10 protein-coding genes and 2 pseudogenes are annotated in these 12,043 nt (G+C 71.0%); 3 read left to right on the top strand and 9 right to left on the bottom strand.

Annotated elements, in window-relative coordinates; translation table 11 throughout:
• Positions 1 to 655 precede the first annotated feature (655 nt).
• Entirely contained in the window at positions 656 to 2,410 is a 1,755-nt protein-coding gene (locus ACFY3N_RS27650) for a LysM peptidoglycan-binding domain-containing protein (RefSeq protein ID WP_390819451.1), read from the bottom strand.
• A 201-nt stretch (positions 2,411 to 2,611) separates the two neighbouring features.
• Here ACFY3N_RS27650 and ACFY3N_RS27645 point away from each other — a divergent pair, with 201 nt between their 5' ends.
• A complete protein-coding gene (locus ACFY3N_RS27645; protein ID WP_390819450.1) occupies positions 2,612 to 2,839 on the top strand; it encodes a hypothetical protein in 228 nt (75 codons plus the stop codon).
• A 2-nt stretch (positions 2,840 to 2,841) separates the two neighbouring features.
• Here the strand turns inward: ACFY3N_RS27645 and ACFY3N_RS27640 are convergent.
• The 3 genes and pseudogenes from ACFY3N_RS27640 to ACFY3N_RS27630 all read right to left on the bottom strand — a co-directional run bounded on the left by ACFY3N_RS27640 (position 2,842) and on the right by ACFY3N_RS27630 (position 4,736).
• Positions 2,842 to 3,368, bottom strand: a pseudogene (locus tag ACFY3N_RS27640) (SMI1/KNR4 family protein).
• A 113-nt stretch (positions 3,369 to 3,481) separates the two neighbouring features.
• A complete protein-coding gene (locus ACFY3N_RS27635; protein ID WP_390819449.1) occupies positions 3,482 to 4,066 on the bottom strand; it encodes a class I SAM-dependent methyltransferase in 585 nt (194 codons plus the stop codon).
• A gap of 211 nt (positions 4,067 to 4,277) precedes the next feature.
• On the bottom strand, positions 4,278 to 4,736 hold the full coding sequence (locus ACFY3N_RS27630) for a glycine-rich domain-containing protein (RefSeq protein WP_390819448.1): 459 nt from the start codon (positions 4,734 to 4,736) through the stop codon (positions 4,278 to 4,280).
• Positions 4,737 to 4,920: 184 nt separating this feature from the next.
• Between ACFY3N_RS27630 and ACFY3N_RS27625 the strand changes: the two are divergent.
• Together ACFY3N_RS27625 and ACFY3N_RS27620 are read left to right on the top strand one after the other, a co-directional pair.
• Positions 4,921 to 5,166, top strand: a pseudogene (locus ACFY3N_RS27625) (helix-turn-helix transcriptional regulator); the annotation flags it as partial.
• Positions 5,167 to 5,256: 90 nt separating this feature from the next.
• Positions 5,257 to 6,249: a transcriptional regulator gene (locus tag ACFY3N_RS27620; protein WP_390819476.1), complete on the top strand. Its 993-nt coding sequence runs from the start codon at positions 5,257 to 5,259 to the stop codon at positions 6,247 to 6,249.
• Between the two features lie 221 nt (positions 6,250 to 6,470).
• Here ACFY3N_RS27620 and ACFY3N_RS27615 read toward each other — a convergent pair whose 3' ends face one another.
• The 5 genes from ACFY3N_RS27615 to ACFY3N_RS27595 form a co-directional block, all read right to left on the bottom strand.
• The gene (locus tag ACFY3N_RS27615) at positions 6,471 to 7,121 is read right to left on the bottom strand and encodes a DUF4232 domain-containing protein (RefSeq protein ID WP_390819447.1); all 651 of its coding nucleotides are present in this window, start codon (positions 7,119 to 7,121) and stop codon (positions 6,471 to 6,473) included.
• Between the two features lie 357 nt (positions 7,122 to 7,478).
• Entirely contained in the window at positions 7,479 to 9,083 is a 1,605-nt protein-coding gene (locus ACFY3N_RS27610; RefSeq protein ID WP_390819446.1) for a carboxylesterase/lipase family protein, read from the bottom strand.
• A 183-nt stretch (positions 9,084 to 9,266) separates the two neighbouring features.
• Positions 9,267 to 10,196 (bottom strand): hypothetical protein, encoded by a 930-nt coding sequence (locus ACFY3N_RS27605; RefSeq protein ID WP_390819445.1) that lies wholly within the window; start codon positions 10,194 to 10,196, stop codon positions 9,267 to 9,269.
• A gap of 99 nt (positions 10,197 to 10,295) precedes the next feature.
• The gene (locus ACFY3N_RS27600; protein WP_390819444.1) at positions 10,296 to 10,736 is read right to left on the bottom strand and encodes a peptidase inhibitor family I36 protein; all 441 of its coding nucleotides are present in this window, start codon (positions 10,734 to 10,736) and stop codon (positions 10,296 to 10,298) included.
• Positions 10,737 to 10,941: 205 nt separating this feature from the next.
• A complete protein-coding gene (locus ACFY3N_RS27595) occupies positions 10,942 to 11,913 on the bottom strand; it encodes a D-2-hydroxyacid dehydrogenase family protein (protein ID WP_390819443.1) in 972 nt (323 codons plus the stop codon).
• Positions 11,914 to 12,043 lie beyond the last annotated feature (130 nt).

Below are 12,043 nucleotides of genomic sequence, written 5' to 3'. Positions count from 1 at the left end.
TCGTAGGCGTGAGGTGGTGGCGGGGTGTGCCGTGAGGGCACGCCCCGCCGCTGTGCGTTGCGGCTTGGGTGGTGCGGTGGTGGGTCGACGATTGGAGCGGTTCTCCATCGGCACGCCCGAAACCCGCAGGTGGCCGGCGCGCGGCTCTGGAGAAACGCTCCCATCGTTCTGGCTCAGGCCACCGGCCATCCCAGCACGGTCAGCTCGGGCCACTGCCGGCGCCGGCGTGCCGCCTTGGCCTCGTACTGCGCGTCCATGACGGCGGGCAGCACCTTCGGCACCCGCGGATGCCCTGCCTGCCGCTGCCGACGCGCTGAGGGGAGGCCTGCCGCACCGGGCATCTCACGGACGGCCGTCGGTCACCCCTCCGTGTCGGGGTCACCGATCCCCGTGGTGATCAACTGCCGCCGCGGGAAGGGGCGGTCGGCGGGGCGGAGCCCGGCGAATCCGGGTACGGCCTGCTCCTGGTCGGGGAGCCGGCCGACCGCTGGGGCGTGCGGATGGGTCCGGTGCCGTGCAAGACCGTGTGGGCGGAGCTGGACCTCGGCCGGTGAGTCCGGTCCCAGTGGGGCGATCGCTCGAGGCGGAGCGTCCCTTCCGGGGGCGCTCCGCCTCGTCGTTCCTCGCGGACGGCTCCGTGCCTCGGGAATGCGTCCTACTTGGACTTCGACCTGGGCGTGAAGACCAGCAGGCGGTCCAGGAGGAGCGAGGAGAGGGCGGGGTGGGTGAGGGTCTCGGGCTGCATGTAGGCGCGTGCCACGGCCTGCATGCGGCTCATGTCGACCGGCCGGTCGGCGCCGTACTGCGCGCAGAAGTCGGTTCCGGCGGAAGGCAGTTCGGTGACGTGCGGTCCGGTCGGCCCGGCGTCGCCGGCCCGGCTGAAGGCCCACGCGTAGAGCTTGTCCGCGTCCGGGCTGTCGGGGAGGTAGTCGCGGGCGGTGCCCCGCAGGTCCCGGTGGTTCTTGGCGGTCACCGAGACGGCGGCCTCCTCGTCGGCGTAGAGCGAGATGCTGGAGTAGCTCGCCTGCCGGGTGGCCACGTGGTTGGTGCCGTAGGCGACGACGAAGGAGCCGTCCGGGAGGCTGAAGCTCGGGCTCAGCGGGTCGTCGGCGTCGTTGGACAGGGCGCCGATCCCGGGCGTGGGGGGATCGATCACCTTGTTGGACTGCAGCCCCGGGTACGACTGCTCGAAGCCGCGCTCCGTGACCACGTCGCGTGCCTCGAAACCCGGGTGGGCGTCGATGATGCGCTGCCGCAGCTCCTGCAGCGAGGGGTTGAGGTCGAGCTCGGTGGCCCCGGTCCCGGCGGTGCGCAGCCGGGGTACGGGCAGCGGGGCGGGGGCGTACACCGGTTTCGTCTGGTCGGCCGAGGCGCCCTTCGGCCGTACCCGCAGGATCTGGAGCGGGGGCGCGTCGCGGTAGGCGTCGAGCGCCTTCTCGAAGCCGGGCTCGGGCGCGGCCGTGCGGATGCCGAGCAGGAACTGGTCGGCGTCCTCGCCGAGGCCCAGGCGGAACATGGCCGAGGGGACGGTCGCGTCGTTGATCGCGCCGCCGAGCCCGGAGGCGGCCAGCATCTGGTGCACCTCGGCCCGGGTGCGCTCGTGTCCCGTGATCACGAGGGCGAACGGCTGCCCGAAGGGGGTGGGGCCGGCCGTCTTCACGGTTCCCCTGTTGACCGGGTCGCCGACCGCGGGCCACAGGACCGGGCCGGTGTGCAGGGAGCCCCGCACCATGGTGAGGTCGAAGGAGAAGTAGGCCTCCGGCGGCGGTGTCGTCCCGATCAGGACCACGGCCTCGTCCTCGCGCAGGCGCCAGGTCACGGGCGGGTTGGTGTTGGCCGTCTGCCCCGGCACCTCGGGCAGGTTGGTGACGATGTACGGCGACTGGGGGTTGGGCCACATGCCGCTGAACAGGGTGCCCTCGCAGTACCTGCGGTTCAGGTCGAACACGGCCTCGGAGCCCGCCTGGGACACGTACCCCGACTGTGCCACCTGGCGCTGGAACCGCGCGACGTGCGGGTCGGCCGGGGCCTGGCTGCTCTTGCCCGCGCCGGACGGCTCGGGCGCGGGGGCGTGGATCGCCGTCCCGGCGAAGATGCGGTGTCCGTCGTCGCCGGACGGGAAGCCGTGGGCGTGCGCGGCCTTCTCGATGCCGTCCCGGCTGGCGCGGTAGAGGTCGGGCCACCTGGCTCCGGATCCGTAGATCTCCTCCGCCATGGACCAGAGGGTGTCGCCGTCGGTGACGGTGCGGACGTTCTCGCCGTTGTCCGCCGCGTCCTTCGCCGGGAGCGGCGGTGGGGCGGTCAGTGCGGTGGGCACCGGGGCGGCCGTCGCGGGCCGGGCGAGGGCCGTGGGCGCGGGGCAGAGAACCGTGCAGCCGGCTGCGATGCCGCTGACGGCCGTCACGGCCATGCGGCGTCGGCGGGGCGCCTTCGGGCGTCGTATCGGGAGTTTCTGCACACAGGGCTCCGGGGGTGCGAGTGCGGAGAGTTGTCGCTCATCACGCTATGTGCTCCTTCTGGGGTATGCATGTGGCGTTCACTCGCATGGCGGAGGCTCTGGCCGACTTCGGCGCGCGACGCCGGCCGGCGGCCCGGTGACGAGACCCGGCGAGTGGCGGCCGGGGGCGCGGAGGCTTCGGTCGACGACGCGGGGCAGGGCGCCCTTCCGGGCGCCTCTCCTCGTCCGGCCTCCAGCGTCCCGGTCACGGAACTCCTGGCGGAAGTCGCGGTCCACGGCCTGCTGCTGGTCGAGGAGTCGGCCGACGACCGGGGTGTGCTGCCGGGGCCGTCCCCGTGCAGGACCGTGTGGGCCGAGCCGGAGCCCGGCCGCTTCCGGTGAGGTCAGCGGCAGAGTGCCTCGATGTCCTCGGCGAAGGTCGGGAACTCGGCGCGGGCCTCGGCGATGACGGCGCGGGCCGGCCGCCGGGGGTGGTGGTGTGGCGTTCGGCGAGTGCGGTGAGGGCCGCGTCGGGCCGCGGCCCGCGGTCCTCGTACAGCACGGCCTCCCAGGGGCCGCAGCCATCGGCCAACATCCACAGGAAGTCGGAGAGGTTACCGGCCACCACCCCGCACTCGCCCTCCGAACCCATGAAGACCACGGGCTGCTCGGCGAGGGGGCGGCCGGGCCGCCCGTACCAGAGGGCCGCGAGACCGCCGGTGCCGTCCTGTCCGAACACCCGGTGGGCGTCACCGTCGAGTTCGGGGTTCCCCGTCCACTGGCGCAGCCGGCCGGTGGTCTCCTCGGCCGAGCAGAAGGCGTCGTAGGGCTCGAAGTCGATCCCCTCGCCGTCGGCGTAGTCGATCTCCGTGCGGGCCAGGTCGGCGAGGGCGGGGGGAAGGGCGCGGTCGTCGTCGGTCGTCCGGTTCACCCGCGCACCGTAACCGCCGGTACTGACAAGGGCCCGGAGGACGACGCCTCGGGTGACGGGGCACCGGAACCGGGAAGAGGGATTCTCAAGGGGGCCTTGGGGCGTCTGCCCGGTCAGGCAGGAAGCCGCGCTTCGACAATGATCGTGCCCAGCGCCTGGTCGGTGGGCGCGGGAAGACACCGTGCCCGGACGTCATGGAAGCCGTGCTCGTGTGCCAGGTCGGCCCATGTTCCGGGTAGATGGCACCAGCGGTCCACAGCCATCTCCCTGCCCTCCGGACCCTTCCCGTACATGGGTCCGCGACCGTCGAGGTGTTGGGGGGTCTCGCCGTGCGAGAAGGCGAACACCCCGCCTGGCGAAAGCCGTTCCGCCACCAGCGGGAAGAGTTCTCCGGGGTCGGTGAACCACGCCGCTCCCCAGATCGAGTAGATCGCGTCGTACGTCTGGTCGCACACACGGAGGAAGGCACACGCCTCCCCCTCCTCGATCGTCAGGCCGGGGACGTCCTTCCACCACCTGCGAGCCCGCTCCACCTGCACGGGGGACAGATCCAATGCCGTGACGCGTACTCCCCGGCGCGCCAGCCATGACGCCTCCCGACACTCGGCCGCCCCCAGTTCCAGCGCGCTACGCGGCCGGCCGAGCAGTTCGGCTCCCGGGCCGTGACCTTCGTACTGAGTCCACTCGAAAGCCGTCACGTCGGGAGGCGGCGACGGTCCGTCCCGGTCCGGTTTGTAGCGGTCCCAGAAGAGGACGGGATCGTGTGACGTGCGGGGCATTGGCGTCCTTGGGAGGGAGCGGGCACGGTGCTGGAGCACCGTAGCCGTGGCCCACCCGCGACACGCCATGAAGACGCGAACGGATCCGGGTGTCCACCGACGGCACCCGGACCCGGCCGTAACCGACCGATCAGTGGCAGTTCTCGCCCGGCCTGCACGGACCGCATTTCGCGAAGTCGCGTTCCCACAGCTTCCAGTCCACCGGGAAACCATTCTCCGTGATGATGCGGGCCGTGCGCTCCACCGAGCCGTCGTACTTGAACTCGATCTCCGGAACGTGCTCCAGGAACCGGCCGTCGAAGTGCCGGGCGCAGAACTCGCGGTAGTTCTTCGTGTCCAGGATGAAGACGTGGACGGCGATGTCGACCAGCCGGCCGCAGCACATCTCCAGTCCCTGATCCCACTTCTCCATCGCCGTGACCAGGTACGTGACCGCCGCGGCGAACAGCCGCTCGGCCATGACCTCGTCGAACGGGTGGTCGCGCATCAGGAGCTGGATCTCCCTCTCCCAGACTTCCGGCTCGACATACTCCTTGGGGTCCCGCATCGCGGGGGCCGTCTTCGGGGCGCGCTCAAGGGCTGTCGCCATCGTGGCTCTCCTCCTGTGTGCCGCGTACCCGCTCCTTGCCGGCGGGCCGCATCACCACGGCACCACCTCGCAGGCCTCGGACGTCATCAACGCGCGGTCCACGCAAGCCGTGTGCAGAAGGTGCACGTCCCCTGGGCGCGCCGCTCCACGCCCTCTACCGTGGACAGACGGTCCTGCTCCTGCCATGGGGGGAGGCGCGATGCAGCGCACCATCGACCCGTTGTGGAACTCGTCCAGGGTCCGCTTACTCATGGAACGGTGTGATCCTGGAGGGTTGATCAGAATTGGCCGGGCCTGGCACGGCTGGCGCCAGGCAGACCTCGGTCGTCGGCTCGGCTGTTCGGCGTCCACCGTCTCGCGGCTGGAGAAGTCCGGTCGTGTCAGCGATCTGCGTCTGTTGCAGCGAGCCGCGTGCGAAGTCGGAGTACCACCGGACGTCCTGGGAGCGGCACTGGGTCTCACGGGCCTGCGAGCCACTAGTGTGGCGTCGAACGGTCCACGCCACACCGAGGAGGACCCGATGCGACGCCGTACGCTGCTCGCAGCGGCAGGCCTGGCCGTCCCCACGTCTCTTCTGCTCGGCGTGGAAACGGCCCTTGCGGACATGCCCGCTCCTTCGGGATCGTCGGTGCCCCTCGACGTGCGTCTGGCTCGTGCGCGTGCCCTTTTCGACACCGGCCGGTATGGCGCTCTGCTGGAAGCACTGTCGGACCTCCTTGCCACGGCCCACGCCCGTATCCGTGAGCGTGCGGAGATCGACTACGCGCGCCTGTCAGCCTGCTACTCGCTGACGGCTCAGGTGCTGGTGAAGATCGGGCGATACGACCAGGCGCGGCTCACCGCGGACCGCGCAAACCTCTACGCGGATCTGTCCGGCTCTCCGCTGGCCTCAGCGGCGGCGGCCCGTGAACTGGGCATCGTGCTGCGTCACCAGAATCAGGCGGACACGGCGCAGCGGCTCGTCCTCAAAGCCGCCTCCAGCATCGAGGCCACCGGCTTCAACACCCAGGCACAGGCAGCGGCGTACGCGCAACTGCTCTGCACCACGTCGTACACGGCGGCTCGCGCGGGCGACCGCGACCAGGCGCTGTCGATGATGGGTGAGGCCACGCGGGCTGCCCGCGACCTGCCCGCCGTAGTGCCGGCCGGTCGTCTCTTCGCCATCACCCCCGCCTCCGTGCAGCTGTACCAAGTGGGTGTCCACTGGGCGCTCGGGGACGCTGGAGCCGCGATCAGAGCAGGTGGGCAACTCCGCCAGGAGCAGTTCACCACCGCGGAACGCAAGGGACGTCTGCACACCGACATGGCCCGCGCCTGGTGGCAGTGGGGGAAGCCCGAACAGACCGCACAGTCCCTGCCGGCCGCCTTCCGTGTGACACCCGCCGAAGTCCGGGACCGGCCCAGCATGCGGGCGATCGTCAAAGAGCTGTATCGCTCACACCCCCGTGTCAGCGGCGTTCGTGAGCTGGGCCGTACGGTCCTCGCCGACGGGCCACGAACCGGAGCCAGGTAGTACGGGACCCGGCGGACGCGAGTACTCGCGGTGTGGACCGGGACCCGGAGCGAGCCGCCCTTGTCGCGCTGCTGCGGCGATGGGATCGTCCCGGGGGCGAGCTCACCGAGCGGGTCGGGGCCGGCCGCCGGGGTATGGGGTCGGGGACGGTGCCGTGCAGGACCGTGTGGGCGGAGGGGGAACTCCGCCTCCGGCGGTGACCCCGGTGCTGTCGGTGCGGGTCAGCCGCCCTGGCCGGCGCTTCCGATCGGGCCGACCCGTACCGGGGAGCCGGAGCCGTCCGTGACGGGCAGCGTGGCGGCGCCCGGCCAGTCGAGGGTGACCGACTTCGTCTCGTTCGGCGGGGTCACCACGAGACCGGTGATGCGGACGCCGGAGCCGCCCGTGTCGTTGGTCGGGTAGGAGATGGAGAAGGAGATCGACTTGCCGTCCTTCAGTACGGTCGCGGGGGCCGACTCGCCCGTGCGCTCCGCGGATACCGTCCCCGCGTTGGTCTTCAGGTCCACACCGGCGAAGCCCGCGATCGAGCAGTCCCGGCCGCCGCCGTTCGTGAACGTCACCGCGACGGTATTGTCCTCGTCGCCGTCGATGGTGCTGTCCGTCGCCGTGACCTCCAGTTCGTCGGTGCGGCACTTGCCGATCGTGCCGCCCTCGTTGGAACCGGTTCCGGCGACCGTGCCCTGCTCCTCGTCCGAGTCGTTCCCGGCGGATTCCTTCGCGGTGCCCTGGGCCGGTCCGCCGGAGTCCGAGCCACCCTTCGAGGAGGAGGACGAGTTGCTCCGGTCCGTGGTGGCGTCGTCGTTCTGGCAGGCGGTGAGCGAGAGGCCCGCGACGACGGCCAGGGCTGCGATGGTGAGCTTGTTGACGCGCATGGTGTCTTCCTCGGTGTCGGTCGGTGTGCCGGCCCGTCGGCACGGGCGGCGTCTCCGAGTACCAAGAGCCGCCCGGTCCGTCCGCCGTTTCGCCCGACCACCCGCTAATACAGCCCTGTTACAGGCTGAGACGGGCGCGGCGCACGACCGCCGCCGGGTCCATCCCCGTCCGTACCGCGCCGGGGCACGCCGCAGGCCCGGCCGGGACGGCGGTTCCCGCGCCGTTCCGCGCCCGTTCGCGGCCGCCGTCCGCCGGGACGGATCCGTGACCCGGCGGGCCTTGACCGCGGCCGGTGACGTGCCCTCCCCGCCGACGCCCGGGGGGTCCCCTGCGACATCGTCACCACGGTTTCCGGGTCAACCGGTGTGCAGGGACGTCCAGAAGGCGTAGCGGTGGTTCTCGGCGAAGTCCACGGGGTGGATGCCGTTCGGGCCCGAGGCGAGGGACTGGGTGTTCAGGGCTGCCGGGGTGGTGGGCTTCCAGGGCGCACGGCCCTTGTGGGCGAAGGTGCTCCAGAGGCGGATCATCCGGTCGGACAGGCGGTGCTGTGTCCGGGTGAGCGGTTCGAAGGCGTCGAGGTCGAAGAGGTACGGAAGCTCGAAGGTGTGTCCGGCTCCCACGGGGAAGGAGGGTTTCCGGTAGTTCGGGTCCGCGTACCAGGGGTTCTCCGTCTCGGCGAACTCGTAGGTGTACGTGGGCACGTGGCGGGACAGTGCCCGGCCGGTGTCGACGGTGGGCCGGGCCCATTCGGCGTCGGTCAGGGCCGCCGCGAGGGCGAGGGCCGGTGAGCCGTCGTACGCGGCGACGGGGTAGCGGGCGGCGACGGCGTCGGCCCGCTCCGTGCCGAAGGTCTGCGTCAGGTGGGCGCGGTGGTCGGCCTCGTCGAGGCGTGCGTCCGGGTCACCGGTGGCGGCCTTCTTGGCCGTCTCCAGGCCGTAGGCCAGGGCCCGGGCCTCGTCGCGGTTGATGCCCTGCAGCACCGGGACCTTGTTGAACCGCCCTGTGGAGAAGGCCTGTTCGGGGGTGCGGGGCAGCAGCCCGCCGCCGTGGACCGGTGCGTACTCGGGGCCCGTGCCGAACGGGTTCACCAGGTGCTCCGGGGCCGCGGTACGCCAGTCGTCCACGCCGGGCTTCCCCTCGATCCCGGCCGCCGTTGCGACCCCCTCCGCCAGGGCGTCCGCGCGGTCCCGTCGGCCCATGCCGGCCGTGCACGGGGCGCTCTGCAGGATGACCCGGTCGAAGAGGCCGGCCGAGGAAGGGGCCACCAGGTGGGCGCAGGTGCTGTAGCCGCCGGCGGACTGGCCGAAGAGGGTGACGTTGCCGGGGTCGCCGCCGAAGGCGGTGGCGTTGCGCTGCACCCAGCGCAGGGCCGCCTGCTGGTCGAGGAAGCCGTAGTTGCCGGACTCGCCGCCGTGCTTCTCCAGTTCCGGATGGGCCAGATAACCCAGTGCACCGAGGCGGTAGTTGACCGTCACCACGACGACGTCGCCCTGAGCGGCGAGCCGTTGGGTGTCCTGCATGGCGCCCGCGCCGTCCGTGTGGTCGCCGCCGTGCAGGTACACCATCACGGGCCGGGGGCGCCCGGCAGCGGCCGTGTGCGGGGTCGTGACGTTGACGAAGAGGCAGTCCTCGTCGTCGGAGTGGAGGCCGACCGGGGGCACGAGGCCCGTCTGGGGGCAGGCGGCGCCGGGTTCGGTGGCGTCCCGGACGCCGTCCCACCTCCCGGCGGGCGCGGGGGGTGCCCAGCGGCCTCGGCCGGTGGGCGGGGCGGCGTAGGGGATGCCCTGGAAGACGCGCGCGGTATCGGTCACCGTGCCCCGTACGGCACCCTTGTCGGTACGGACCACGGAGGGGCCGTCCGCCATACGGGCCGGGGTGGAGGCGGCCGCCGCGCTCGTGGTGACGGTGGCGCCCAGAACGAGAGCGCCGGCGCTGACTGCTTGTGCTGTCCGCTTCAACATGTGGACGAGCGTATGGATCCGGTGATCTCGCGGGCATCCGGTCAGCCACCGGTCCGGGGGTGGGGCTGGCACCCCCCCCGGCATCCGGAAGCGCGACCGGAGCGCCGAAGGGGCCGAGCACACCTCTTCGCCGGACGTCCGCGGGCGGTGCGAGCCGCGCGGCCCGCGGCGCGTGCGGGTGGGTCATTTCGCTTCGGCGACTATCTTTCGGGCGGCGGCAGCCTGCTGTTCCTGCTTTTTCTTCAGCGTGCGCAGATCCTTTTCGTTTTCTTTGATCATGTCGCGCTGGATTCTCTGCTCGGTGCTGAACCACGTGTCCAGCAGTCCGGTCCTCTCCTTGCAGGAGAAGTCGGCGAGCGCCGTCTTCTTCTCGGCTTCGGAGGGCTCGTCGCCTTCGAATTTCTGGGACTCGACGGCTTCGATCGGCGTGGTGTAGTCGTAGCCCTTTTCCTTCATGCAGTGCGACCATTTCGACATGGCGGCCTCGACCTTCGGATCGCGCAGGGAGTCCTTGTAGCTGCCGACGGCTATGCGGCTGGCGGCCGCGACGCCCGGCTCGTAGGCGTACGTCTTCCGGAAATCACTGATCGACTTGCCCAGGCATCCCTCGTCGGGGATCGTCTTGCCGTTGTATTTCGCGGGCTTCCCGGACCCCTCGGTTTTCGCCGCGCCCGGGTTGCCGTTCCCCGTCAGAACCTTCTGTTCCTCCGGGGTGAGGCCGCTTCTTTGCGTTCCGGCCGACTGCTCGGGCGGGAACCGGTATCCGTACTGGACCGCCGTCTGCCGGTCGGATATGCCGTAACGCCGATCCGCGACCTGCTGGGTCGGTGGAATCACCGCCGGGGTGTAGTCGATTCCGAAGCCCTTCATGCACGCGCGCGTCAGCAGTTCCTGCGCCGACTGGATCACCCGTTGCTCGTCCTGCGGGAGGCTGTACTCGGCGATGGGCAGCCGGTACGCGTACGACACGCTCCCGGCCGGCGCGGAGGCGGCGGGGGCCGGCGAGGCCGACGCGTGGTCCGGGGACGGCGCGGCCTGCTGCGCGCACCCGGTCAGGACCACCACCGACAGCAGTGACACCAGGACGAGCGGGCGCTGCGATGACTTCACCATGGGAGACAACTCTCGAACGACTGCGGACGCGGAAATTTCTTGATGCAAAAGAAAACCCTGCACGGGCCGCGTGGGCCGGTGCAGGGAATTCATGAGACCTCAGGCGGTCCAGGTGTAACAAGAGGTCGACGTGTAGCCGAATTGCAGGGAGGCGTTCTCGTTGTAGGTGTTGCGCAGGCGGGGCGCGGCGGCCCGCGGCTTGAACGAGTCGCACGGGCCGCTGTAGTTGCTGTTGTAGAAGACCGTCATGTTGGCGTTGCCGCCGTTGATGAACGAGGCCGCGTTGTTCTTCACGGCCAGGCCCTGACCCGCGCCGGTGTCCAGGAACTTGTAGCCGGCGAGGTCGGGCACGCTGTCTTTCATGAAGGCCGTGCGCGAACCCTCGTAGCTGCTGTTGTAGAAGAAGACCCCGCACCATTCGGTGCTCGTGTCACATCCCTTGCCCGTGTAGGCCTGAGCCGTCGGGGCGGTCGTCAGCACCGCTCCGGCGGCTAGGGGCAGGACGAAAGCCAAGGGGAGGAACTTCCGAGCGATCTTCACGCGTCCTCTTTCTTGTCATATTCACCGTGACCTGGCTCGTGGACCCTAAGATGACGCGATGGGTGCGGCAATCGCTTTCCGGACAGGGCTGTGCCTGTTGGCCGGATCTTGCTCGCGGGGTTGCCGAAGGCGTACCGTTCGCCCGTTTTGATCATCCCGGGGGGCTCGGACCGGCTTCCTCCGCGATTCCGTTGGGGTTTCGCCGTCACGCAGGGGGCCGGCCGAGGCGGCGAATCGGGGCGCCGGCGAGGTAGGCCCCGATGTCCTCGACCGCCTGGCCGTAGTACGTGCGGTAGTTGAGTTCGGAGACGTAGCCGAGGTGCGGGGTGGCCAGGAGGCGGGGGGTGGTGCGCACCGGGTGGCCGGCGGGGAGGGGTTCCGTGTCGAAGACGTCGACCGCCGCGCCCGCGATCCGGCCCTCGTGGAGTGCGGTGAGCAGGGCGTCCTGGTCGACGAGTGCCGAGCGGGAGGTGTTGACCAGGTAGGCGGTCGGCTTCATCAGGGCCAGTTCGGGGGCGCCCAGGATGCCCCGGGTGGTGTCGCCCAGGACGAGGTGCAGGGAGACGTAGTCGCTGGTGCGGAGCAACTCCTCCTTAGAGGCGGCCAGTTCGACGCCGGCCCCGTCCGCGCGCTCCTTGGTGAGGTGGGGGCTCCAGGCCGTGACCTCCATGCCGAAGGCGAGACCCACCCGTGCCACCCGGCTGCCGATCCTGCCCAGCCCGAGCAGCCCGAGGCGGTGGCCGTGCAGGTCGGCGCCCACCGTCGACTGCCAGGGGCCGCCCGCCCGCAGGGCGTTGTTCTCCGTGACGATGCCGCGGGCCAGCCCGAGCAGCAGGGCCCAGGTCAGCTCCACCGGCGGGGTGGGGGAGCTCTGGGTGCCGCAGACCGTGACGCCGTTGCGTTCGGCGGCGGTGTGGTCGATCACCGAGTTGCGCATGCCGGACGCGACGATCAGCTTCAGCCGGGGGAGCCGGTCGAGCAGGGAGGCGCGGAACGGGACGCGTTCCCGCAGCGTCACCACGATGTCGAAGTCGGCGAGTGCCGAGGCCAGTTCGTCCTCGGTGGCGAAGTGCTCGGTGAAGGCGGTGACCTCCACCCGGTCCTGGACGGGGCTCCAGTCGACGATCGTGGTGGCGATGTCCTGGAAGTCGTCGAGCACGGCGCAGCGAAGCCGCATGACGGTCCTTTCCCATGAGGCCGGTGCCTCCGCCACGGCTCGGGCGGACGCCCCCGGATTGTCCGGCGAGCGGGTTCCCGGCGTCCACGACTCGGCCGGGCGGCCGGGACCGGAGGCCCTCACCCGGTGC

It is taken from the genome of Streptomyces sp. NPDC000348 (genome assembly GCF_042898795.1).
In the GTDB taxonomy this organism is placed as follows: domain Bacteria; phylum Actinomycetota; class Actinomycetes; order Streptomycetales; family Streptomycetaceae; genus Streptomyces.
Note: the sequence above shows the minus strand (reverse complement) of the source record. Positions and strands in the feature narration are given on the sequence as shown.